At 63.0% G+C, this 22,492-nt stretch carries 22 protein-coding genes; 16 read left to right on the plus strand and 6 right to left on the minus strand.

Annotation, left to right across the window (positions count from 1 at the left end; genetic code table 11):
- Positions 1-10 precede the first annotated feature (10 nt).
- The 8 genes from BLS51_RS07595 (at position 11) to BLS51_RS07630 (ending at position 11,188) form a co-directional block, all read left to right on the plus strand.
- Positions 11-409, plus strand: a complete 399-nt coding sequence (locus BLS51_RS07595) for a response regulator (RefSeq protein WP_229207517.1) — start codon at positions 11-13, stop codon at positions 407-409.
- Positions 410-413: 4 nt separating this feature from the next.
- Positions 414-1,277 (plus strand): EamA family transporter, encoded by an 864-nt coding sequence (locus tag BLS51_RS07600; RefSeq protein ID WP_090181987.1) that lies wholly within the window; start codon positions 414-416, stop codon positions 1,275-1,277.
- Between the two features lie 62 nt (positions 1,278-1,339).
- Positions 1,340-2,275 (plus strand): transaldolase, encoded by a 936-nt coding sequence (tal, locus tag BLS51_RS07605; RefSeq protein ID WP_090181985.1) that lies wholly within the window; start codon positions 1,340-1,342, stop codon positions 2,273-2,275.
- A 106-nt stretch (positions 2,276-2,381) separates the two neighbouring features.
- On the plus strand, positions 2,382-3,608 hold the full coding sequence (locus tag BLS51_RS07610; protein WP_090181983.1) for an efflux RND transporter periplasmic adaptor subunit: 1,227 nt from the start codon (positions 2,382-2,384) through the stop codon (positions 3,606-3,608).
- A gap of 12 nt (positions 3,609-3,620) precedes the next feature.
- Positions 3,621-6,773: an efflux RND transporter permease subunit gene (locus tag BLS51_RS07615; RefSeq protein WP_090181981.1), complete on the plus strand. Its 3,153-nt coding sequence runs from the start codon at positions 3,621-3,623 to the stop codon at positions 6,771-6,773.
- The gene (locus BLS51_RS07620; protein ID WP_090181979.1) at positions 6,757-8,286 is read left to right on the plus strand and encodes an efflux transporter outer membrane subunit; all 1,530 of its coding nucleotides are present in this window, start codon (positions 6,757-6,759) and stop codon (positions 8,284-8,286) included. Before BLS51_RS07615 ends, BLS51_RS07620 begins: the two co-directional genes overlap by 17 nt.
- A gap of 99 nt (positions 8,287-8,385) precedes the next feature.
- A complete protein-coding gene (locus BLS51_RS07625; RefSeq protein ID WP_090181977.1) occupies positions 8,386-9,459 on the plus strand; it encodes a patatin-like phospholipase family protein in 1,074 nt (357 codons plus the stop codon).
- An 85-nt stretch (positions 9,460-9,544) separates the two neighbouring features.
- On the plus strand, positions 9,545-11,188 hold the full coding sequence (locus BLS51_RS07630; protein ID WP_090182243.1) for a methyl-accepting chemotaxis protein: 1,644 nt from the start codon (positions 9,545-9,547) through the stop codon (positions 11,186-11,188).
- Here the strand turns inward: BLS51_RS07630 and hemW are convergent.
- The 5 genes from hemW to BLS51_RS07655 are packed head-to-tail and all read right to left on the minus strand — an operon-like array spanning position 11,154 to position 15,705.
- Complete coding sequence (gene hemW / locus BLS51_RS07635; RefSeq protein WP_090181973.1) at positions 11,154-12,416, minus strand: radical SAM family heme chaperone HemW; 1,263 nt, start codon at positions 12,414-12,416, stop codon at positions 11,154-11,156. The genes BLS51_RS07630 and hemW overlap by 35 nt on opposite strands.
- Positions 12,413-12,997, minus strand: a complete 585-nt coding sequence (gene rdgB / locus BLS51_RS07640; RefSeq protein WP_090181970.1) for an RdgB/HAM1 family non-canonical purine NTP pyrophosphatase — start codon at positions 12,995-12,997, stop codon at positions 12,413-12,415. The genes hemW and rdgB overlap by 4 nt, the downstream gene beginning before the upstream one ends.
- 8 nt (positions 12,998-13,005) lie before the next feature.
- The gene (rph, locus tag BLS51_RS07645) at positions 13,006-13,740 is read right to left on the minus strand and encodes a ribonuclease PH (protein WP_090181967.1); all 735 of its coding nucleotides are present in this window, start codon (positions 13,738-13,740) and stop codon (positions 13,006-13,008) included.
- An 8-nt stretch (positions 13,741-13,748) separates the two neighbouring features.
- Positions 13,749-14,690, minus strand: coding sequence for a PP2C family protein-serine/threonine phosphatase (locus BLS51_RS07650; protein ID WP_090181964.1), 942 nt, complete (start codon positions 14,688-14,690; stop codon positions 13,749-13,751).
- Positions 14,691-14,709: 19 nt separating this feature from the next.
- Positions 14,710-15,705 (minus strand): serine/threonine protein kinase, encoded by a 996-nt coding sequence (locus BLS51_RS07655; RefSeq protein WP_090181961.1) that lies wholly within the window; start codon positions 15,703-15,705, stop codon positions 14,710-14,712.
- Positions 15,706-15,793: 88 nt separating this feature from the next.
- Between BLS51_RS07655 and BLS51_RS07660 the strand changes: the two genes are divergently transcribed.
- The 4 genes from BLS51_RS07660 (at position 15,794) to BLS51_RS07675 (ending at position 17,948) form a co-directional block, all read left to right on the plus strand.
- Positions 15,794-16,684 (plus strand): YicC/YloC family endoribonuclease, encoded by an 891-nt coding sequence (locus BLS51_RS07660; RefSeq protein WP_090181958.1) that lies wholly within the window; start codon positions 15,794-15,796, stop codon positions 16,682-16,684.
- Between the two features lie 141 nt (positions 16,685-16,825).
- The gene (locus BLS51_RS07665; RefSeq protein ID WP_090181955.1) at positions 16,826-17,212 is read left to right on the plus strand and encodes a nuclear transport factor 2 family protein; all 387 of its coding nucleotides are present in this window, start codon (positions 16,826-16,828) and stop codon (positions 17,210-17,212) included.
- A gap of 65 nt (positions 17,213-17,277) precedes the next feature.
- Complete coding sequence (locus BLS51_RS07670) at positions 17,278-17,535, plus strand: type II toxin-antitoxin system Phd/YefM family antitoxin (protein WP_090181952.1); 258 nt, start codon at positions 17,278-17,280, stop codon at positions 17,533-17,535.
- Positions 17,532-17,948 carry a type II toxin-antitoxin system VapC family toxin gene (locus BLS51_RS07675; protein WP_090181949.1) on the plus strand — a complete coding sequence of 139 codons (417 nt, stop codon included), beginning with the start codon at positions 17,532-17,534 and terminating at the stop codon, positions 17,946-17,948. Before BLS51_RS07670 ends, BLS51_RS07675 begins: the two co-directional genes overlap by 4 nt.
- On the opposite strand, the gene BLS51_RS07680 is transcribed toward BLS51_RS07675, so the two are convergent.
- The gene (locus BLS51_RS07680; protein WP_090181946.1) at positions 17,943-18,230 is read right to left on the minus strand and encodes a putative quinol monooxygenase; all 288 of its coding nucleotides are present in this window, start codon (positions 18,228-18,230) and stop codon (positions 17,943-17,945) included. The genes BLS51_RS07675 and BLS51_RS07680 overlap by 6 nt on opposite strands.
- A 47-nt stretch (positions 18,231-18,277) precedes the next feature.
- On the opposite strand from BLS51_RS07680, the gene BLS51_RS07685 reads away from it, so the two are divergent.
- The 4 genes from BLS51_RS07685 to BLS51_RS07700 all read left to right on the plus strand — a co-directional run bounded on the left by BLS51_RS07685 (position 18,278) and on the right by BLS51_RS07700 (position 22,388).
- Positions 18,278-19,021, plus strand: coding sequence for a DUF72 domain-containing protein (locus BLS51_RS07685; RefSeq protein WP_090181943.1), 744 nt, complete (start codon positions 18,278-18,280; stop codon positions 19,019-19,021).
- An 85-nt stretch (positions 19,022-19,106) separates the two neighbouring features.
- Positions 19,107-19,745 carry a guanylate kinase gene (gene gmk / locus BLS51_RS07690; RefSeq protein WP_090181941.1) on the plus strand — a complete coding sequence of 213 codons (639 nt, stop codon included), beginning with the start codon at positions 19,107-19,109 and terminating at the stop codon, positions 19,743-19,745.
- Positions 19,746-19,771: 26 nt separating this feature from the next.
- Positions 19,772-19,975 (plus strand): DNA-directed RNA polymerase subunit omega, encoded by a 204-nt coding sequence (gene rpoZ, locus BLS51_RS07695; RefSeq protein WP_056443456.1) that lies wholly within the window; start codon positions 19,772-19,774, stop codon positions 19,973-19,975.
- 82 nt (positions 19,976-20,057) lie between these two features.
- Positions 20,058-22,388, plus strand: coding sequence for a RelA/SpoT family protein (locus BLS51_RS07700; protein WP_090181939.1), 2,331 nt, complete (start codon positions 20,058-20,060; stop codon positions 22,386-22,388).
- The last annotated feature ends 104 nt before the right edge of the window (positions 22,389-22,492 follow it).

The following is a 22,492-nucleotide window of genomic DNA, read 5'->3' on the forward strand; positions in this document are numbered from 1 at the left end:
CGGGCCGGCCATGAGCGACCATCCCGCAATCATGGACAGCAACCCGGATGGCAAGCTCATTCTGGTAGTCGACGACGAATTCGATGTCCTGTCGGCCTACACCATGCTGTTTGAATATCGCGGCTTTCGTGTGCGCATCGCCGGCAACGGCGCCGAAGCGCTGTCGGTGGCGCGCCGCGAGCGGCCGGACATCGTGATCTCCGACTACATGATGCCGGTGATGAATGGCGCCGACCTGTGCGTGGCCTGGCGCGACGATCCGGCGCTGCGCGAGATTCCCTTCATCCTGGCCAGCGCCGGCATCATGCCCAGGGACCTGCAGCCGCCGTGCGACGCCTTCTTCCGCAAGCCGGTGCCGTTCGACACGCTGCTGGACGAAATCGACAAGCTGATCGCTCGCCGGGGTTAAGACGGTGGAAGGATCGGTAGCCAGCATCGTCCTGTTTGCCGCACTGCTGCACGCCACCTGGAATGCACTGGTCAAGGCCGGTCCCGACAAATACCTGACGACTTTGCTGGTGGCCTGCGGCGCCGGCCTGGTATCGCTGCCGCTGCTGCCCTTCGTTGTGGCACCACTGGCGGCAAGCTGGCCATGGCTGGCGGCGTCGGCCTGCTGCCAGGTCATCTATTACCAGTTGCTGGCGGCCGCCTACAAGCATGGCGAGATGAGCCAGGCCTACCCGCTGATGCGCGGCGCTGCGCCGCTGCTGGTGGCGCTGGCCAGCGTGCCGCTGCTGGGCGAGCGCCTGCACTGGCGGCAGGACCTGGCGGTGGCGCTGATCTGCGGCGGCGTGCTGACGCTGACCATTTTGCGTGGCGCCAGCGTCGGCGCCGACAGCGCCGCCAACCGCGCCGCCCGCCGCCGCGCCACCTTGTACGCGCTGCTCAACGCCGCCATCATCGCTGCCTACACGATGATCGACGGCGTCGGCGTGCGCCGCTCCGGTGCACCGGCCGGCTATACCATGTGGCTGTTCGTGCTGACCGCCGTGCTGCTGCTGTTGTGCTCCACCCGGCGCTGGTCCGAACTGCCGGCATACGCCCGCACCCACGCCCGCGTGATGCTGGTCGGCGGCCTCGGTACGCTGGCCTCCTACGGCCTGGCGCTGTGGGCGATGACACAGGCGCCGGTGGCGGCGGTGGCCGCGCTGCGCGAAACCTCGATCCTGTTTGCTGCCGCGATAGCCGCGCTGTTCCTGCGCGAGCGGCTGGCGCCGGGGCGCATTCTGGCGATTTCGCTGATCGCCTGTGGCGCAATTGTCATGCGGCTGGGCTGACAGGGCCGGGTTAGGAGTAAAATAAGCGCGACAACAACTCCCTTATCAAAACGGCAGCGCTTATGAACCAACTCGAACAGCTCAAGCAATACACCACCGTTGTCGCCGATACCGGCGACTTCCAGGCCATCCAGCAGTACACGCCGCGCGACGCCACCACCAATCCATCGCTGATCCTGAAGGCGGTGCAGAAGGAAGAATACAAGCCGCTGCTGGAAAAAGCCGTGCGCGACAACATGGACGCTTCGACCAGCGTCGTGATCGACCAGTTGCTGGTTGCATTCGGCAAGCAGATCCTGCGCGTGATTCCTGGCCGCGTGTCGACCGAAATCGACGCCGCGCTGTCGTTCAACACCGCCGCCTCGGTGACCAAGGGCCGTGAACTGATCCAGCTGTACGAGAAAAACGGCGTCGACCGCGAGCGCGTGCTGATCAAGATGGCCTCGACCTGGGAAGGCATCCGCGCTTCCGAGATCCTGGAAAAAGAAGGCATCCACACCAACATGACGCTGCTGTTCTCTCTGCCACAGGCAATCGCTTGCGCCGAAGCCGGCTCCAAGCTGATTTCGCCGTTCGTCGGCCGCATCTACGACTGGTACAAGAAATCCACCGGCATCGACTACCAGGGTGCGGAAGATCCGGGCGTGCAGTCGGTCAAGCGCATCTACAACTACTACCGCAAGTTCGGCTACAACACCGAAGTGATGGGCGCCAGCTTCCGCAACACCAGCCAGATCCTGGAACTGGCCGGCTGCGACCTGCTGACCATCAGCCCGGACCTGCTGCAAAAGCTGGCCGACACCAACGCACCGCTGGAACGCAAACTGAGCCCGGATGGCAGCAGCAGCGCACCAATCGGCAAGATCTCCATCGACGAGCCAACCTTCCGCTTCATGCTGAATGAAGACGCGATGGCGACCGAGAAGACTTCCGAAGGCATCCGCGCCTTCGTCGCCGATACCGCCAAGCTGAAACAGATCATCTCCGGCATGCGTTAATCCGCAGCGCTTGCTCTGTAAAAGGCAGGAAGGTGGCCAGCGCCGCTTTCCTGCCTTTTTTGCATTACAATCTTGCATCAACTATGAAACCAATGCGAGACTGTACATGCGCTTTCCTGCTCGTTGCACCGTTGCTGTCACCCTCCCTGCCCTCCTCGCGCTGTTGAGCGCCTGCGGCGAAAAGCATGCCGATACCGCCGCGCCGCCACCTCCCACTGTTGCTGTCGTTACCGTCACCCCTGCCGCCATCACGCTGAGCAGCGAGCTGCCCGGCCGCACCGAGGCGTCACGCATCGCCCAGGTGCGGGCGCGGACGGCGGGCATCGTGCTGCAGCGGGTGTATCAGGAAGGCGGCGATGTGAAGGCCGGCCAGGTATTGTTCCGCATCGATCCGGCGCAGTTCCAGGCGTCGTTCGACAGTGCGCAGGCAGCGGTGGCCAAGGCCGAGGCCAATCTGGCGCAGGCCAATCTGAAAGAGAAGCGCTACAAGCCGCTGCTGGCGGCGCAGGCGGTCAGCCAGCAGGAATACGATGATGCGGTCACAGCGCAGAAGCAGGCGGCAGCCGATCTGGCGACATCAAAGGCGGCGCGCACCAATGCCGGCCTGACGCTGGGCTATGCGACGGTGACAGCGCCGATCTCGGGCCACGTCAGCCGCGCGCTGGTGACCGAGGGCGCGCTGGTCGGCCAGGGCGAGGCAACGCCGATGGCCACCGTGCAGCAGCTGGACCCGATCTATGTGACGATCACGCAGTCGTCGACCGAGGTGCTGAAGCTGCAACGGGCGCTGGCCGAGGGCCGGTTGAAAAGCGCCGGCAAAGACCAGGCGCGCGTGACGCTGGTGACCGAGGATGGGCAGACCTATCCGCATGCGGGCAAGCTGCTGTTCTCGGATGTGTCGGTGGATGAAAGCACCGGCTCGGTGGCGATGCGGGCCGAGTTCCCGAATCCGCAGCGTGTGCTGCTGCCGGGGATGTATGTGCGTGCGCGGCTGGAGCAAGGCGTCAGCGACGCCGCCATCAGCGTGCCGCAGCAGGCCATCGTGCGCAGCAACGAAGGCGCGACCGTGCTGGTGGTCGGCGCCGACAACAAGGTGCTTTCGCAGCCGGTGACCGCCAACGCCAATGACGGCAACAACTGGGTAGTCAGCGCCGGCCTCAAAGGCGGCGAGCGCATCGTCGTTGAAGGCTTCCAGAAGGCCAAGCCCGGCGTCACGGTCAATCCGCAGCCGTGGAAAGGCGCGCCCGCCGCGCAGCCCGGTGCCGCTGCCGCTCCAGCTGGCGGTCAGCCCGCCGCCGGTGCAGCGACCGCCGCCTCGGCTGCCGGCAAATAAGCGGGAGCGCACATGGCCAAATTCTTTATTGACCGCCCGGTGTTCGCCTGGGTGATCGCCCTCTTCATCCTGCTTGGCGGCGCGCTGGCGATCACCGTGCTGCCGGTGTCGCAATACCCGACCATCGCCCCGCCGTCGATCGTCGTCACCGCCACCTATCCCGGCGCCACCGCGCAAATCCTCGACGACGCCGTCACCAGCGTCATCGAACAGGAAATGAACGGCGCCGACGGCCTGCAATACGTCGAAGCGCAAAGCGAAGCGAATGGCTCGGTCAACATCACCGTCACCTTCGTTCCCGGCACCAATCCAGACCTGGCGGCAGTCGACGTGCAGAACCGCATCAAGCGCGTGGAATCGCGCCTGCCAGCCGCCGTCACACAGCAAGGCGTGCAAGTCAACAAGGCCCGCTCCAACATCCTGATGTTCGTCGGCCTGACCTCCACCGACGGCCGCCTCGACCCGACCGGCCTGGGTGACTACATGGCGCGCAACGTGGTCAATGAAATCAAGCGCATTCCCGGCGTCGGCCAGGCGCAGTTGTTCGGCACCGAGCGCGCCATGCGCATCTGGGTCGATCCGCAAAAGCTGACCGGCCTCAAACTCAATATGGCCGACGTCACCGCCGCCATTCGCGCACAGAACGCACAGGTCACACCCGGCACGCTGGGCGACCTGCCCAGCCCCACCAGCCAAAGCTACGCCGCGCCAATCGTGGTGACGGGCCAGCTATCCTCGACCACCGAATTCGCCAACATCGTCCTGCGCGCCAATCCCAACGGCTCGCTGGTGCGCCTGAAGGATGTCGCCCGTGTCGAGATGGGCGGCGCCAGCTTCAACACCAACGCGCGGCTGAACGGCCAGCCCTTCTCCGCGCTGGCGGTACAGCTTTCGTTGACCGGCAACGCGCTGCAAACCGCCACCGCCGTCAAGGCCAAGATGGAAGAACTGTCGAAGTACTTCCCGCCCGGCGTCAAATACACCGTCCCCTACGACACCTCCACCTTCGTCAAGATCTCGATTGAAGAAGTGGTGAAAACGCTGCTGGAAGCGGTGCTGCTGGTATTCCTGGTGATGTACCTGTTCCTGCAAAACATCCGCTACACGCTGATCCCCACCATCGTGGTGCCGGTCGCGCTGATGGGCACTTTCGCCGCCATGCAGCTGTTCGGCTTCTCCATCAACGTGCTGACCATGTTCGGCATGGTGCTGGCGATCGGCATCCTGGTCGACGACGCCATCGTGGTGGTGGAAAACGTCGAACGCATCATGAGCGAGGAAGGCCTGTCACCGCGCGACGCAACGCGCAAGGCCATGGACCAGATCACCGGCGCCATCATCGGCATCACACTGGTGCTGGTGGCGGTGTTCATCCCGATGGCTTTCTTCGGCGGCGCGGTCGGCGCCATCTACCGCCAGTTCTCGCTGGCGATGGTATCGGCCATGCTGTTCTCCGCGCTGATGGCGTTGACGCTGACGCCGGCGCTATGCGCGACCATGCTCAAGCCGGTGGAAGCAGGCCACCATCATGAGAAGAAAGGCTTCTTCGGCTGGTTCAACCGCAAGTTCGCGGTCACCGCCACCGGCTACCAGGGCATCATCGCCAAGATGCTCAAGCGCACCGGCCGCTACCTGATTATCTTCGCGCTGCTGTGCGGCGTGGTCGGCTGGCTGTATGTGAAGCTGCCGTCATCCTTCCTGCCGAACGAGGATCAGGGCTATCTGGTCACCAATGTGCAGCTGCCGCCGGGCGCATCGCTGTCGCGCACGCAGGCGGTGCTGTCGCAGATCGACCAGTACTACCGCAAGCAAGACGCTGTGGCGCGCACCATCGCCGTGGCCGGCTTCTCGTTCTCCGGCAATGCGCAAAACGCCGGCCTGGTGTTCGTGCCGCTGAAAGACTGGAAGGAGCGCTCGTCCGGGGATTCGGCGCAGGCCATCGCGCAGCGGGCGCTCGGCGCATTGTCCGGCATCCCGGACGCCATCATCTTCCCGCTCAGCCCTCCGCCGATCCGCGAACTCGGCAACGCCACAGGCATCACTGCGCGCCTGCAAGACCGCAGCGCGCAAGGCCACGATGCACTGGTCGCCGCGCGCAACCAGCTGCTGGAACTGGCCGGCAAAAGCGCCGTGCTGAAAGGCGTGCGGCCGGAAGGCCTGGAAGACGCGCCGCAGCTGCGCGTGGAGATTGATCGCGAAAAAGCCAATGCGCTTGGCGTCGCCTTTGCCGACATCAACGCGATGATGTCGACCGCGCTGGGTTCCTCCTACGTGAACGACTTCACCAGCAGCGGGCGGCAGCAGCGCGTCATCGTGCAGGCGGATGCGCCACGCCGGCTGCAACCGCAAGACATCCTGCAACTCAATGTGCGCAGCGCCAGCGGCACGATGGTCCCCTTCTCCTCGTTCGCCACCTCGCGCTGGATACAAGGGCCGGTGCAGCTGGTGCGCTACAACGGCTATCCCGCCATCAAGCTGACCGGCGATGCGGCGCCAGGGCGCTCCACCGGCGAAGCGATGGCGGAGCTGGAACGCCTGGCCGCGCAGCTGCCACCGGGCTTCGGCATCGAGTGGACGGGCCAGTCGCTGGAAGAAAAGACCTCCGGCTCGCAAGCGCCGATGCTGTTTGCGCTATCGCTGCTGGCGGCCTTCCTGGTGCTGGCAGCGTTGTATGAAAGCGAATCGATTCCGGTGGCCGTGCTGCTGGTGGTGCCGCTTGGCGTGCTTGGCGCGCTGCTCGGTGCGCACCTGCGCGACTTGCCGAACGACGTCTACTTCAAGGTTGGCCTGATCGCCATCATCGGCCTGTCGGCCAAGAACGCCATCCTGATCATCGAATTCGCCAAGGACTTGCAGGCACAAGGCAAAGGGCTGATAGAAGCGACGCTGGAAGCGGTCCACCTGCGCTTCCGTCCCATCATCATGACCTCGCTGGCCTTCATCCTTGGCGTGCTGCCGCTGGTGATTGCCACCGGCGCCGGCTCGGCCAGCCAGCGCGCCATCGGCACCGGCGTGATGGGCGGGATGATTACCGCGACCGTGCTGGCGGTCTTCCTGGTGCCGGTATTCTTCGTGGTGGTGCGCCGCATCTTCAAGGGCAGCGAACGTCAACGCAAGCTGGCCGCACATGAACTGAACGACAAAAAACATGAAACCTTCGACTAAGCCAGCCATCGCGCTGCTCAGCGCCCTGCTCTCCGCCTGCTCGATGGCGCCGACCTATGAGCGTCCGGCGGCACCGGTCGCCGCAGCCTTCCCTTCCGACAGCGCCGGCGCCGGCGCCGCGTCGCGCACCAGCGTAGCCTTGCCGCTGGCGGCGGATGCGCGCAGCGCGGTGGACACCGGCTGGCGCGACTACTTCCCCGACGCGCGCCTGCGGCAGCTGATCGGCGCGGCGCTGGAAAACAATCGCGACCTGCGCACCGCCGTGCTGCGCATCGAGGAAGCACGGGCGCAATACAACATCCAGTCCGCCGACCGCCTGCCCAACCTGAGCGCCAGCGCCGGCCTCACGCGCGCCAAGACGCCGGCCTTCCTGTCATCCAGCGGCGATAGCACGATCGGCAAGCGCTATGATGTTGGCGTATCGGTTTCCTCGTTCGAACTGGACTTCTTCGGCCGCGTCAAAAGCCTGAACGAGGCGGCGCTGGCCAGCTACCTCGCCAGCGAAGAAGCGCGGCTGGCGGCACAGATCGCACTGGTCGCGCAAGTCGCGCAGGCCTACTACACCGAACGCGCCTATGCCGAGCAGTACGCGCTGGCACAGCAAACCTATGAAGCGCGCGCGCGCACCTACAACCTGACGCAGCAGCGTGCCGAAGCCGGCGCCTCGTCGCGGCTGGACCTGCGTTCCAACGAAACGCTGATGGAAACCGCCCGCGCCTCTGCACTGACGCTGGCCCGCCAGCGCGCACAAGCCGAGAACGCGCTGACACTCCTGGTCGGCCAAGCGCCAGACGGCGCAGCCAACGCAGGTGGACGGACTGCGGCACCGGCGCCCGGTAGCACGTCCGGCGGCAACAGCGCGGCTGCGGCGACAGAGCCAAGCGTCACTGCGGGTGGCGTGCCGAGCGACCAGCAGCTCGACACGCTCAGCGCCCTGCCCACCGGGCTGCCGTCCGACCTGCTGGCGCGCCGTCCCGACATCCGCGCCGCCGAGCAGCGCCTGAAAGCCGCCAACGCCAACATCGGCGCCGCACGCGCCGCCTTCTTCCCCCGCATCAGCCTGACGGCGGCAGTGGGCAGTAGCAGTCCGGCATTGCATGGCCTGTTCGACAGCGGCTCCGGCAACTGGTCGTTCTCGCCGCAACTGACGCTGCCGATCTTCGATGCAGGCCGCAATAGCGCCAACCTGACGCTGGCCGAAGTCCGCAAGAACATCGCAGTAGCCGACTACGAAAAAACCATTCAAACCGCGTTCCGCGAAGTTGCCGACGCACTGGCCGCGCGCGACTACCTGGGTGAGCAAGTGAACGCCCAGCGCGCCGTGCAGGAAGCGCAAGCCGACCGTCTGCGGCTGCTGCAACTGCGCTTCGACAACGGCGTCGCCAGCTCGCTGGACGTGCTGGACGCGCAGCGCGAACTATTCAGCGCCCAGCAATCGCTGGTGCAAGCACGCCTGCTGCGCACCACCACCGCCATCGACCTCTACCGCACCCTCGGCGGCGGCGTGCAGTAAAATCCGGGGTCAGTTCTGCCAAACGTACACGAGCTCAACCGCATTGCGGTTGAGCTCGTGTACGTTTGGCAGAACTGACCCCGGATTTATGGATACTATATGACTTCTCCGATTACTATTCATCTTGGCCAGCGGGCCAGGCAGCGGATTGCCGCCGAGGGCATGCAGGCCGCCGATATTGCTATCGTTCCTGCCGCCGCCGGCGGGCCCAAGGGACTCATTCTGAATGGCCTGGATTGCTGGATGTTCGGCGATTTCTTTCGCCATGCGCCGCGCCAGCGCAAGCTGATCGGCGCATCGATCGGCGCCTGGCGCATGGCCGCTTCGGCGTTCGACGATCCGGTCGCGGCGCACAAACGGCTGGCGCGCCTGTACGCCGGTCAGCGCTATCCGGACAAGGTGACGCCAGCCTACGTGTCGCAAACCTGCCGCACGCTGCTCGATGAGCTGATCGATGGCCGTGGCGTTGAGCCGCTCAACCATCCGCAGCACCAGGTATCGATCATCACCGTGCGCGGCATCGGCGCGCTGCGCAGCACCAACGGCGCGCGCTGGCGCGAAATGACCGGCTTCCTGCTGGCCGCCGCCGGCAACGCGCTGTCGCGCAAGCGCCTGGCAGCATCGATGGAACGTGTGATCTTCCACCAGCAGCACGACGATGCGCAATGGCTGCGCGAAGGCTTCGATGCCTTCGCCAATCACTTCGTCAACCTGTCGCAAGAAAACCTGCGCGACGCACTACTGGCTTCCGGCTCGATTCCGCTGGTGCTGGAAGCGGTGACGGGCATCGCCGGCGCACCGGATGGCGCCTACTGGGACGGCGGCTTGATCGACTACCACCTGCACCTGCCCTACCAGCGCGATCCCGGCCTGGTGCTCTACCCGCACTTCAGCGACTACATCGTGCCCGGCTGGCTGGACAAGTCGATGCCGTGGCGCCGCGCGCGCGACCAGGCGCTCGACAATATGATCCTGGTCTCGCCCTCGGCCGATTTCGTCCGCACGCTGCCCAACGCCAAACTGCCGGACCGCAAGGACTTCCACGTCTACGGCCAGGATCATGATCGCCGCAACCGCGACTGGCTGAAAGCCATCGGCGAGAGCGAGCGCCTGGCCGAAGCCTTCGCCCGCTGGTGCGAGAAGCCGGACCTGAAACAGGCTGCCAATTTTTAGCTGTTCCCAAACAGCAACAGACCACACACAGCACCGCCGGACAGGCGCATACTTGACTCCCGCTTTCTTGTTGGGAGTGATCATCATGAACGTGCTGTCTCAGATGCGCATCGGTACGCGTCTTGCCATCGGCTTCGCCGTGGTGCTGCTGCTGGCGATATTGGCCACCTCGGTCGCACTGGTCAACGCCCGCGCCACCGCGCAGGCCACGCGCGACATGATGGAGAAGCCGCTGGCCAAGGAGCGCCTGGTCTCCGACTGGTACGTGCTGCTGTATTCTGCTGTCGCCCGCACGGAGCTGATCGCGCGCAGCAAGGACGAGACGCTGCCCACTATATTCGCCGACGTCATCGCCGCCAGCAGCAAGCGTGGCGCCGAGTTGATGGCGCAAGTGAAGGAACTGACCACCAGCGACGAGGAACGCGCGCTATTTAGCGATGTGACCACATTGCGTAATGTCTATCAGAAGGCGAAAACCGACGTCGGCAACATCCGCAAGACCGGTGACGACGCTGCTGTCGATGCGCTGTTCAAGGGTACTTTCGTGCCGGCCGCCAAAGCCTACCAAGGCAAGGTCAGCGAACTGCTGGCGCATCAGCGCAAGGCGATTGACGACACCGCGCACGCCATCGACGCCGCCAACAACCGCGCCAACACGCTGCTGATGTTGCTGGCGGTGCTGATGGTCGGCATCGGCTCGGTGGCCGCCTGGATTATTTCGCGTTCGATTACCGTGCCGCTGAAGTCCGCCGTGGACATCGCCGCCACCGTCGCCCACGGCGACCTGACCACGCAGTTCAGCGCGCAGCACAACAAGGATGAAATCGGCGATCTGATGACGGCGCTGCGCGGCATGAACGATGCGCTGCGCACCGTGGTCAGCCAGGTGCAGCTTGGCACCAGCACAATTGCCACCGCCTCCAACGAAATCGCCTCCGGGAATATGGACCTGTCGCAGCGCACCGAGGAGCAGGCCAGCTCGCTGGAGGAAACCGCTTCGTCAATGGAGGAACTGACTTCCACCGTGCGGCAAAACGCCGAGAATGCGCGCCAGGCGAACCAGCTGGCGCAGGCGGCGTCGGAGGTGGCGGAAAAAGGCGGCGCCATTGTCGGCCAGGTGGTCAACACCATGGGCTCGATCAACGATTCCTCGCGCAAGATTTTCGACATCATCAGCGTCATCGACAGCATTGCGTTTCAGACCAATATCCTGGCGTTGAACGCCGCCGTGGAAGCAGCCCGCGCCGGCGAACAGGGGCGCGGCTTTGCGGTGGTAGCATCGGAAGTGCGCAATCTGGCGCAGCGCTCGGCCGGCGCCGCCAAGGAGATCAAGGAGTTGATCGGCAATTCGGTCGAACAGGTGGACATCGGCTCGAAGCTGGTGCAGCAGGCCGGCAGCACTATGGACGACGTGGTGAACAGCGTGCGCCGCGTGACCGACATCATGGGCGAAATCACCTCGGCCAGCAGCGAGCAGAGTATCGGCATCGATCAGGTCAACACCGCCATCGGTCAGATGGATAGCGTGACGCAGCAGAACGCCGCGCTGGTGGAGCAAGCCGCCGCAGCAGCGGCCAGCATGCAGGAACAGGCAGCACGCCTGGCCGATGTGGCCTCGTCTTTCAAGCTGGGACACGATGGCCTGCATGGCGCGCTGCCACCAGCAGCAAAGCGCGCCACGCCACGGCTGGGGACTAAGCTTTCAAGAACATCTCTTGCAGGTCGTTGAGGAAGCGCTGGCCTAATTCGGTCGGCTTGATGATCTTGTAGTCGCGATACAGCAGTCCCTTGGCCTCGGCCGCGTTGAGCTGCTTGTCGATGGCGTTGATACTCAAGCCGGTACGCTCGCTGAACAGGTTGGGATCGAAGCCACCGTGCAGGCGCAGCGTGTTAAGCATGAACTCGAAGCCCATGTCTTCACGCTGGATCTCGTATTCTTCCTGGACCGGTGCGCCCAGCCTCACCTGTTCCATATAGGCTTTCGGCTGCTTGTAGCGCGCCTGGCGCAGAATGCGGTGCGGGAAGGACAGCTTGGAATGCGCGCCGGCGCCAATGCCGAGGTAGTCGCCGAATTCCCAGTAATTCAGGTTGTGGCGCGCGCGCTTGCCTTCTTTCGCGTAGGCCGAAATCTCGTACTGGCTGTAGCCGTTGGCGGCAGTCAGTTCGGCAATCATGTCCTGCATGTCGGCGCTGGCGTCGTCGTCCGGCAGCGTTGGCGGATATTTGGCGAACAGCGTGTTCGGCTCCATCGTCAGGTGATACAGCGACAGGTGCGGCGGCTTGAACGACATCGCCGTTTCCACATCCTGGCGCGCCTCTTCCAGCGTCTGCGACGGCAGCGCGTACATCAGGTCCAGGTTGAAGTTGTCGAAGTTGGCGACGGCGATGTCCACCGCGCGCTTTGCCTCGTTATCGTCATGAATGCGGCCAAGCGCCCTCAGGTGGCGCGCATTGAAACTCTGGATGCCGATCGACAGGCGATTGACGCCACTGGCGCGGTAGGACTTGAACTTCTCCGCCTCGAAGGTGCCGGGATTGGCTTCCATCGTGATCTCGCAGTCGCTGTCCAGCGGCAGCAAGGTACGCACGTCCGACAGCAGGCGGTCCAGCCCCGCCGCCGACATCAGGCTTGGCGTGCCGCCGCCGATAAAGATGGTGTAGATCTTGCGGCCCCAGATCAGCGGCAAAGCCTGTTCCAGGTCGGCGCGCACCGCATCCAGGTATTCCTGTTCGGGAAAGGCGCCGCCCTCTTTCGCTTCGTGCGAATTGAAGTCGCAGTAAGGGCATTTGCGCACGCACCAAGGGAAGTGGATGTACAGCGACAGCGGCGGCAGCGCCGTCAGATTCAGCGCACCGCCTTGCAGGTACTTCGCAGCGACGCCGGCGGCTTCGCTGATGTCGGCCGCTGGCTTGGTTTTACCCTGCGTGCTGGCGCCGACGATTTTAATCGGGATCATTTCAGTTTCTCTACCAATGCGCGCAATGCCTGGCCGCGATGCGACAAGGCGTTTTTCTCTTCCGGCGCCAGCTCGGCGGCGCACTTGCCGAGCGAGGGAATGAAGAAGTACGGATCGTAGCCAAAGCCGCCGTCGCCGCGCGGCGTATCGACCATGACGCCGTTCCAGCGGCCATCGGCGATGATTGGCTGCGGATCGTCGGCATGGCGCACGAACACCAGCACGCAGTAGTAGTACGCGGACTTGTCTTCATGCTTGGCCAGTTCGGCGATCATCTTCTCGTTGTTGCGGGTGTCCGATTTCGGTTCGCCGGCAAAGCGCGCCGAGTACACGCCGGGCGCACCGCCCAGTGCATTGACGCAGACGCCGGAATCGTCGGCCAGCGCCGGCAAGCCGGTGATGCGCGACGCGTGCCGCGCCTTTTGCAGTGCATTTTCGACAAACGTGTGAAAAGGTTCATCCGCTTCAGGCACATCGTATTCGCCCTGCGCGTGCACCGAGAAGCCGACGGTGGACAGGAGTTCGTTGAACTCCTTCAGTTTGCCCTTGTTGTTAGAGGCCAGTATCAGTCGTTGAGTCATGGCGTATTTTACCCTGCGATGCCCAGCGCCTGTTTTTGCAGCTTCACCAGGTCGGCGATGCCGGCTTGCGCCAGGTCGAGCAGGCGGTTCATGCCGGTGCGGTCGAAGGCGGCGCCTTCAGCGGTGCCCTGCACTTCGATGAAGTGGCCGGCGTCGGTCATCACCACGTTCATGTCGGTGTCGCAGCCCGAGTCTTCGATGTAGTCCAGGTCCAGCACCGGCATGCCCTGGTAGACGCCCACCGAGATCGCTGCCACGAAATGCTTCAGCGGGATCGCCGGAATCGCGCCGCGCGCCGCCAGCTTGGAGAAGGCATCATATGCCGCCACCATGGCGCCGGTGATCGATGCGGTACGGGTGCCGCCGTCGGCCTGGATCACGTCGCAGTCCAGGTGCAGCGTGCGCTCGCCGAAGGCTTCCAGGTCGAACGCGGCGCGCAGCGAGCGGCCGATCAGGCGCTGGATTTCCTGCGTGCGGCCGGACTGCTTGCCCTTGGCCGCTTCGCGGTCCATGCGGCTGTGGGTGGAGCGCGGCAGCATGCCGTATTCGGCGGTCAGCCAGCCCTGGCCTTTGCCCTTCAGGAAGCCCGGCACTTTTTCTTCGATGCTGGCGGTGCAGATGACCTTGGTGTCGCCGCATTCGATCAGCACCGAACCTTCGGCGTGCTTGGTGTAGTCGCGGGTCAGGCGCAGCGTGCGCAGCGCGTCGACCGGGCGGCCGCTTGGACGGGATACAAAAGTCATACAGTTCCTTATTTGAGGATGTGCGAGGATTTCTCTATCGCCCCGCGGATCTCCGCGATGGCTTTTTCTATTTCGTCGTCATCGAAGGCATCGATGTTGTCCGGTGGCGCCGGTGGCGGCGTGTCGCGGATGGTGGTGCTGTGCAGGCCCTCGGGCAGCGCTTCGGTCGAGATCACGGTCGCCGTGTCCGGGGCCATGCTGTCCACCACCGAACTGCCCTGCCACATGATGGCCAGCGCGGTGACATTGTCGCTCATGTCGCCCGCCGCCTTCAGCGCGGCCTGCAGTATATCCGGTACGGCGCGCACCACGGTCTGCGCGTGCAGCCGCTGCGCCAGTTCATCGTCCGGCAGCATAGACCACAAGCCGTCGGAACACAACAGCACCACATCGCCGGGCAGCATGCCGGCGCCGCCGGCGATCTCCACCCGTGGCGGCGTGTCGGCGCCGAGGCAGTTATACAGCTTGTTGCGGTCCGGGTGGGTGGCGCGCTCGGACGGCAGCGCCATGCCCTTGGCGATCAGGCTCTCGACGTGCGAATGGTCGCGCGTGCGGGAGAGGATCTGGCCGTCGCGCATCCAGTACAGGCGCGAGTCGCCGCAATGCGCCCAGGTGGCGGTATTGTGCTGGATCAGGCAGGCGACGATAGTCGTGCGCGGCGTTTCCGGCATCTGCTGCTCGGCGCGGTAAAGATGGATGTCGCGGTGGGCGGCGTGCAGCGCCTCTTCCAGGAAGCGCTGCGGCTTTTTCACGTAGGGCGCGGCCTGCTGCTGGAACAGCGTGGCGATGGTTTGCAGCGCCACCGTGGCCGCTGCTTCACCACGCAGATGGCCGCCCATGCCGTCGGCCAGCACCAGCAGCAGCGCGTCGCGCGTGAAGCTGTAGCCCATGCGGTCCTGGTTGACCTTGCGGCCGCCGATATGGCTTTCCTGATACACGGAGAATTGCATGGCGATGCCCTCACGAGTGTCAAACGAGCGTTTCCGGTCCTGCCTTGGCGCGCGCGGCGCCACCGCCGAAGCGGCCCACCAGGCCGCGCAGCTTGTCCATCAGGCCCAGCTCCGGCGCTGCCGGTACGGCCGACGTTGCCGCCGATTGCAGCATCTTCTGCACCGCGAACAGGCTTTGCGGCCGCTCCAGCGGCTCCACCTGAAGGCACCAGCGCACCAGTTGCAGCAGTTCGGGCGAGTACTGGCCTTGCAGCTTGTCGAAATGGCCGGCCATCTTGTCCTCGGCCTTGCGCTGGTCGGCCGGCTGTGGCGGCGAGCCGACCATGCAGGCAAACATCGCGGCGCCGATGCTGTAGATATCGGTCCACGGCCCCAGGCCGGTCTTGGCGTACAGTTCAGGCGGAGCGAAGCCGGGCGTGTACATCGGCGTCAGCGTCGGCATGTCGGTGTTGACGGTCTGGCGCGCGGCGCCGAAGTCCAGCAGCATCGGCGTGCCATCGGTACGCAGGTAGATATTCGCCGGCTTCAGGTCCAGGTGCAGCAGCTGGTTGGCGTGGACTTCGCGCAGTCCCCTGACCACCTGGGTAAAGATGGTGCGGATAAAAAGTTCACCTACCTTAACGCCCTTGGCGCGCTGCCGCTGGATATGCTCCTGCAGCGAGTGGCCGGACTCGTAGGCCATCACCATATACACCGTTTCGTGTGCGCGGAAGAAATTGAGCACGCTTACAACATTCGGATGGGAGATGCGGGCCAGCGCCCGGCCCTCCTCGAAAAAGCACTTGAGGCCGATGCGGAACACGGGAAGATGGGCCTTGGCGACCACCGGCACCAGTTCGCCAGGCTGGCGCAGCGCCAGGGAACTGGGCAAATACTCCTTGATGGCGACCGCGACACCTTCACTATCGTATGCAAGGTAAACAATACTGAACCCACCGGACGCAATTTTCTTTACAATGCGATATCCAGCAATTTCCAGACCATCTGGTAAGGGGGCGTTGTTCTGTGCAGCCATAAGGTTCCTCGCCTCGACAACCTGATTGTGTTGATAAATCACTGTTTTGTAAAGATTAAATCGGGGATATCCATTGAGCATTTCCAGCATGACGGGCTACGCTGTCGCCACAAGTGAGAGTGCGGCGGGAACACTGACTATTGAAATCAAGAGTGTGAATTCGCGTTTTTTGGACTTACAGTTCCGAATAAACGACGATTTGCGTGCACTTGAACCCGATTTACGCTCAGCGATCATGGGCGCCATCACACGCGGCAAGGTGGAGTTAAGGCTTAGCTTCGGCCGCAAGGCGGCAACCACCGGCACGCAGGCGCTGAACCTGCCTTTATTAACTGAATTGCAACGCCTGCAAGCTGAAGTCGGCGGCTTGTTCCCTGGCGTGCAAACGATGTCAGTCGCTGAACTACTGCGTTGGCCTGGCGTCATCGAGGAAGCGCAGATCGGCCAGGAGTCGCTACAAGCCGACGTGGCCACCCTCGCCGCCCGCACCATCGAGGCGTTTGTGACCAGCCGCCAGCGCGAAGGCGCGGCGCTGGAAGCGATGCTGATCTCGCGGATCGAGGCGATGGAAGGCATCGTCAAGCGCATCACGCCGCTGATTCCGCAAGTGGTGGCGGCGTTCCAGCAGAAAGCAATCGAGCGCATGCAGGATGCGCTGGGGCTGGCCTGCCAGGGTTCGAATTCGGCGCTGTCGCGCCAGGATGCGCTGGAGCGCATCCGCCAGGAGGTGATCCTGTACGGCATCCGTATCGACGTGGCCGAGGAACTGGGCCGGCTGTCGGCGCACCTGACCGAGACCCGTCATATTCTGAAAAAAGGCGGCCAGGTCGGCAAGCGCCTGGACTTCATGATGCAGGAGCTGAATCGCGAAGCGAATACGCTGGGCGCCAAGGCGTCGGTCAAGGAACTGGCCGATGCGTCGATGGAGCTGAAGCTGCTGATCGAGCAGATGCGCGAACAGGTGCAGAACCTGGAGTAATCAGAAAGGGAGCTTCGGCTCCTTTTTTTATCTCCCGATTATCCACCCACATGCATAAAGTATTCGTTTTTACCGGATTTATCTGGTAATAATGTGACGCTAAAGTAGAGCCATTCCAACTGCTACTGAAAGCGAAACATCATGAAAACCCCAGCCCAACTGCTCAACGCCTACCTCGACAACATTCAGAACCCAGCCGCTGCGGCGGCCTTGTTTGCCGAAGACGGCGTGCTTGAACTGCCATCGCTCGGCCCGAACGTGCGCGCGGTCGGCCCGGTCGCCATCGAAGCCTTTATCGGCGGCCTGCTGAAGAATGTGCCGGATTTCCGCTTCCACAACGTGCAGCTGTTCATCGAGACCGCCGACCAGGCTTTCGGCGAATACAGCGTCGAAGCCAACGTCCTCTCCACCGGCAAGCTGTACAAACAAACCTACGCTGGCCGGCTGGTGGCTAAAGACGGAAAAATCACGCTGCTGCGCGAAGCCCTCGACACCCTCGCCGCCTCCAACGCCTTCACCCCAGACTGACCAGCTTGCTTGCGGCACTTGCTTGACTGTAGTAGCTTGAGACCACAGCCAAGCGAGGTATCGCCATGAACAGCAAGACCATATCCACCAAGGAATTCGACCAGATATTCCAAGAAGCAGCGCAGGCCGCCAACAAGGGACCTGTGTTCGTTACCGAGCAAGGAAAAACAGCCTTCGTTCTGCTGAATTTCGCGGACTACCAGCGTCTTATTCGAGAACACAGGAACATGGCGGAGCTATTGTCAGTACCCGATATCGCCGCCAGCATCGAATTCGATCCACCTCGCTCGCAAGAAACGGCCAGAGCAGCAGATTTCTCATGAAATTTCTTCTCGATACCAACGTCATCTCAGAACTGCGGAAAGCGCCGAGCAAGGCACACCGCAATGTCGTCCGCTGGAAACTAAGCGTAGACGCACGCATGTTGTATCTATCGGCAATCACCATTCACGAACTGGAGCTTGGAATACTGCTGCTGGCGCGGCGAGATAGGAGCGGCGGCGATTCCTTACGCAATTGGCTACAAAATCAGATACTTATCGCATATGCTGGCAGAATCATTCCAGTAGACTCGATCGTTGCCCAACAAAGTGCTGCCCTGCATGCTTCACATAGCCGTCCGTGGGCCGACGCCTTGATCGCCGCTACCGCGCTGGTGCATGGACTGACGGTCGTTACCCGGAATGTCAGTGATTTTCACGCGACAGGCGTGAAAATTCTGAATCCGTGCTTATAGCACCTGGTTCAGCTTGATGATCTGCACGTCGGCCTTGCCGGCGATGCTGCTGACTAATTGCTGGAAGTGCGGCGTGGCTTCGTGGGCGGCCAGGACGGCTTCGTCGCGCCAGGCTTCAAGCATGACGAAGCTGGCGTGGTTGCCCAGGTCGATGTGCAGGTCGTAGCGGATGCAGCCGGCTTCGGCGCGGCTTGGCGGCACGATCTTTTCCAGCGCCTCGCGCACCAGCACTTCATTGCCCTCTTTGGCGGTGATGGTGGCGACGACGATCAGCTCTTTCATGGTATATCCCGTATAGACTAAAACTCGATACTATCAGGAGACGCACAATGGCGCAGATCAGGGCGGGAATCGGCGGCTGGGACTATGCGCCATGGCGCGAAACCTTCTATCCCGCCGACGTGCCGATCAAAAAGCAGCTGGAATACGCCAGCACGCAAGTGACCAGCATCGAAATCAACGGCACCTTCTACCGCACCGCCAAGCCTGAACATTTCGCCAGCTGGGCCGAGAAGACGCCGGACGATTTCGTCTTCTCCGTGAAGGCCTCCCGCTACGCCACCAACCGCAAGGTGCTGGCCGAAGCCGGCGAATCCATTGAACGTTTCATCAACAGCGGCCTCACCGAACTGGGCGACAAGCTCGGCCCCATCCTGTGGCAGCTGGCCGCCACCAAAAAGTTCGATGCCGACGACATCGCCGCCTTCTTCAAGCTGCTGCCAACCAAGCTGGGCAAGCGCAAGCTGCAACACGTACTGGACGCCCGCCATGACAGTTTTCTGTGCGATGAATATCTGGCGCTGGCGCGCAAGCACAAGGTCGCCACCGTCATCACCGATGCCCCCAAGTTCCCGAACTTTACCGACATCACCGGCGAGTTCGTCTACGCCCGCCTGATGGACGCGCACAGCGACATCGACACCGGCTACAGCAAGCCGGCATTGAAGAAGTGGGCCAGGCAGGCCAGGGACTGGCAGGCCGAAGCAAAGTCCGGCCAGGTCTACGTCTACTTCATCAACGGCGCCAAGGAACGGGCGCCGGCGGCGGCACAACACTTGCTGTCGCTGCTGTAAATTGAACTCCCATCGTTGCTCTTGGTAAAATACATCTTTGGGCGACGACAAAACGCCGCCCGCTGACGTTTTTGAAAGAACCCCCATGAGCTCAACCAAGGCATTTTCGGGCAGCCTGTTCGTCGTCGCCGCGCCGTCCGGCGCCGGCAAGTCCACGCTGGTCAACGCGCTGCTGGCCAAGGAACCGACCATCAAGCTGTCGATTTCCACCACCACCCGCGCGCCGCGTCCGGGCGAAACCCACGGCCAGCAATACTACTTCACCAGTGCTGAAGATTTCGTCGCGCGCGCCAAGGATGGCGAGTTCCTGGAATGGGCCGAAGTGCACGGCAACTACTACGGCACCTCGCGCCTGATGGTCGAAGAGCAGATGACATCCGGCACCGACGTGTTGCTGGAAATCGACTGGCAAGGCGCCCGCCAGGTGAAGAAATTATTCCCGCAGGCAGCCGGCATTTTCATCCTGCCGCCGTCGATCGCCGCGCTGGAAGAACGCCTGAACAAACGTGCGACGGACGAGCCGCATGTGATCACCAAACGCCTGCTTGCCGCAGGTGGCGAAATCGCCCACGCTCCCGAGTTCGAGTATGCTATTATCAACGAAGAATTCGACGTCGCGCTGTCGGAATTGACCGCGATAGTCCAAGCGGCCCGTTGCCGGTTTGCGCAACAAGCGGCACGCAACGCCTCGCTCTTTGCCCAACTGGGCATCCACGCTGAATAAATACACAAGATTTTTAGGAGTTTTAGATGGCCCGCATTACGATTGAAGATTGTCTGAAAAATATACCGAACCGTTTCCAGCTGACCCTGGCCGCCACCTACCGCGCGCGCCAACTGCTGCAAGGCCACACCCCTAAGGTGGAAGCCAAGGACAAGCCTACCGTGGTCGCCCTGCGTGAAATCGCAGCCGGCAAAGTCGGTCTGGAAATGTTGAAGAAAGTCCCAATGTAAGTTGGGCTGCGTTCCCGAAGCATGTGAATGTGGTATGTTTTAGCAGTAGCCAGACATTCTCACAACGACGGAACGCACACGTATGAATCTGATCCCTGCCGATCCGACACTGAGTGGCAAGCCCGCCCGGGCGAAACGGCCGGCCAAAGCGCCGGCCAAAGCCACGTCTGAGTCCAACGCAGGGGATGCCACCACCCGCGTTCCACCCGCCTCGCCCCCCGTACCTCCCGTGATTTCCTCGTCGCCCCTGGCCACGCCCCCTGCCCTGACCGCAGGTGTTGCGTCGGTATCCCATCTGACCGAAAAACTGGCCGAATACATGACGGCCGCCGACCTGAAAAAGGTCAAGGAAGCCTATCGTTTCTCGGACGAGATGCATCTCGGTCAGTTGCGCAAATCCGGCGAGCCTTACATCTCGCATCCGATCGCGGTGGCGGAAATCTGCGCCGACTGGAAGCTGGACGCGCAAGCCATCATGGCGGCGCTGCTGCACGATGTGATGGAAGACCAGGACGTCAAGAAGGACGAACTGATCGAACGCTTCGGCGCGCCGGTGGCCAACCTGGTGGACGGCTTGTCGAAGCTGGAAAAAATCGAGTTCCAGAGCCAGATCGAAGCGCAGGCGGAAAACTTCCGCAAGATGCTGCTGGCCATGGCCTCGGACGTGCGGGTGATCCTGATCAAGCTGGCCGACCGCCTGCACAATATGCGCACCATGGAAGTGATGAAGCCGGCCGCCAAGGCCCGCATCTCCAAGGAGACCATGGAAGTGTACGTGCCGATCGCGCATCGCCTCGGCCTGAACAACATCTACCGCGAGCTGCAGGACCTGTCGTTTGCCCACCTGTTCCCGCTGCGCTACCGCACGCTGGCCAAGGCGGTCAAGGCGGCGCGCGGCAACCGCCGCGAAGTGGTCACCAAGATCCTTGAGTCGGTGAAGAACACGCTGGGCATGGCGAATATCGAGGCGGAAGTCTACGGCCGCGAGAAGACGCTGTACGGCATCTACAAGAAGATGCGCAGCAAGCACCTGTCGTTCTCGCAGGTGCTGGACGTGTACGGCTTCCGCGTGGTGGTCGACAGCTTCCCGAATTGCTATGTGGCGCTGGGCACGTTGCACTCGCTGTACAAGCCGATGCCGGGCAAGTTCAAGGACTACATCGCCATCCGCAAGCTGAATGGCTACCAGTCGCTGCACACCACGCTGATTGGTCCTTACGGCACGCCGGTCGAATTCCAGATCCGCACGCAGGAAATGCACCGCACCGCCGAATCGGGCGTGGCGGCGCACTGGCTGTACAAGAATGGCGACGCCAATATGTCGGACCTGCAGCAGCGCACCCACGCCTGGCTGCAATCGCTGCTGGATATCCAGCAGCAGACTGGCGACTCGGCTGAATTCCTGGAACACGTCAAGGTCGACCTGTTCCCGGATTCGGTGTACGTGTTCACGCCGAAATCGAAGATCATCGCGCTGCCGCGCGGCGCCACGCCGATCGACTTCGCCTATGCGATCCACACCGGCATTGGCGATCACACGGTATCGGTCACCATCAACAACGAGCCGGCGTCGCTGCGGACCGAATTGCGCAATGGCGACATCGTCGAGATTGTCACGGATTCCGCCTCGCGGCCTAGTCCGAGCTGGCTGTCGTTCGTCCGCACCGGCAAGGCGCGTTCGGCGATCCGCCATCACCTGCGCACCATCAACCTGCCGGAATCGATCGCGCTGGGCGAGCAATTGCTGTCGCAGGCGCTGTCGTCGCTGGGCATCAGTCCCGAGCTGGAAGAACATCTGGTCGAACGGCTGCTGAAGGAATCCAGCGCCAAGTCGCTGGACGAGCTGTATGCCGACATCGGCGTCGGCAAGCGCATGGCGGCGCTGGTGGCGCGGCATATCTTCGGCCTGCGCGGCGGCGAATCGGTCAGCGCGCCGGTGGACCACAATAGTTCGGCGGAGCTGGACCCGGTCACCATCTGCGGCAGCGAAGGCGTGTCGGTGCAGCTGGCGCCGTGCTGCCTGCCGATTCCCGGCGACGCCATCATCGGCCAGTTGCGCCGCGACCAGGGCCTGCTGGTACATACGTCGGACTGCACGCAGGCCAAGCGCCAGAAGGCCAAGGAGCCGGATCGCTGGATCGCGGTCAAGTGGGGGGCGGAGTTGAACCGCCGCTTTGATAGCCGCATCAAGCTGCTGATCAACAATGAAAAAGGCATCCTGGCGCGGGTGGCGGCCGAGATCGGCGAATCGGACGCCAACATCACCTATGTCGGCATGGACGAAGACAAGGACAATGTGCTGCACCAGCTGCGCTTCACGGTGCAGGTCAAGGACCGTGTGCACCTGGCGGGCTTGCTGCGCAATGTACGCCGCGTGTCCGGCGTCAACCGCATCCTGCGCGAGCGCAGCTAACATCCGGGGTCAGTTCTGCCAAACGTACACGGGCTCAACTGCGTAGCAGTTGAGCCCGTGTACGTTTGGCAGAACTGACCCCGGATTTATCGTGGCTCGTACCA

Origin of the sequence: Duganella sp. OV510 (assembly GCF_900100205.1) — a bacterium.
Classification (GTDB): Bacteria; Pseudomonadota; Gammaproteobacteria; order Burkholderiales; family Burkholderiaceae_D; genus Rugamonas.

Coding starts and splice junctions, on each gene's coding strand:
- BLS51_RS07595 (WP_229207517.1), top strand. CDS start 11: ATGAGCGACCATCCCGCAATCATGGACAGCAACCCGGATGGCAAGCTC.
- tal (WP_090181985.1), top strand. CDS start 1,340: ATGAACCAACTCGAACAGCTCAAGCAATACACCACCGTTGTCGCCGAT.
- BLS51_RS07610 (WP_090181983.1), top strand. CDS start 2,382: ATGCGCTTTCCTGCTCGTTGCACCGTTGCTGTCACCCTCCCTGCCCTC.
- BLS51_RS07615 (WP_090181981.1), top strand. CDS start 3,621: ATGGCCAAATTCTTTATTGACCGCCCGGTGTTCGCCTGGGTGATCGCC.
- BLS51_RS07620 (WP_090181979.1), top strand. CDS start 6,757: ATGAAACCTTCGACTAAGCCAGCCATCGCGCTGCTCAGCGCCCTGCTC.
- BLS51_RS07625 (WP_090181977.1), top strand. CDS start 8,386: ATGACTTCTCCGATTACTATTCATCTTGGCCAGCGGGCCAGGCAGCGG.
- BLS51_RS07630 (WP_090182243.1), top strand. CDS start 9,545: ATGAACGTGCTGTCTCAGATGCGCATCGGTACGCGTCTTGCCATCGGC.
- hemW (WP_090181973.1), bottom strand. CDS start 12,416: ATGATCCCGATTAAAATCGTCGGCGCCAGCACGCAGGGTAAAACCAAG.
- rdgB (WP_090181970.1), bottom strand. CDS start 12,997: ATGACTCAACGACTGATACTGGCCTCTAACAACAAGGGCAAACTGAAG.
- rph (WP_090181967.1), bottom strand. CDS start 13,740: ATGACTTTTGTATCCCGTCCAAGCGGCCGCCCGGTCGACGCGCTGCGC.
- BLS51_RS07650 (WP_090181964.1), bottom strand. CDS start 14,690: ATGCAATTCTCCGTGTATCAGGAAAGCCATATCGGCGGCCGCAAGGTC.
- BLS51_RS07655 (WP_090181961.1), bottom strand. CDS start 15,705: ATGGCTGCACAGAACAACGCCCCCTTACCAGATGGTCTGGAAATTGCT.
- BLS51_RS07660 (WP_090181958.1), top strand. CDS start 15,794: ATGACGGGCTACGCTGTCGCCACAAGTGAGAGTGCGGCGGGAACACTG.
- BLS51_RS07665 (WP_090181955.1), top strand. CDS start 16,826: ATGAAAACCCCAGCCCAACTGCTCAACGCCTACCTCGACAACATTCAG.
- BLS51_RS07670 (WP_090181952.1), top strand. CDS start 17,278: ATGAACAGCAAGACCATATCCACCAAGGAATTCGACCAGATATTCCAA.
- BLS51_RS07675 (WP_090181949.1), top strand. CDS start 17,532: ATGAAATTTCTTCTCGATACCAACGTCATCTCAGAACTGCGGAAAGCG.
- BLS51_RS07680 (WP_090181946.1), bottom strand. CDS start 18,230: ATGAAAGAGCTGATCGTCGTCGCCACCATCACCGCCAAAGAGGGCAAT.
- BLS51_RS07685 (WP_090181943.1), top strand. CDS start 18,278: ATGGCGCAGATCAGGGCGGGAATCGGCGGCTGGGACTATGCGCCATGG.
- gmk (WP_090181941.1), top strand. CDS start 19,107: ATGAGCTCAACCAAGGCATTTTCGGGCAGCCTGTTCGTCGTCGCCGCG.
- rpoZ (WP_056443456.1), top strand. CDS start 19,772: ATGGCCCGCATTACGATTGAAGATTGTCTGAAAAATATACCGAACCGT.
- BLS51_RS07700 (WP_090181939.1), top strand. CDS start 20,058: ATGAATCTGATCCCTGCCGATCCGACACTGAGTGGCAAGCCCGCCCGG.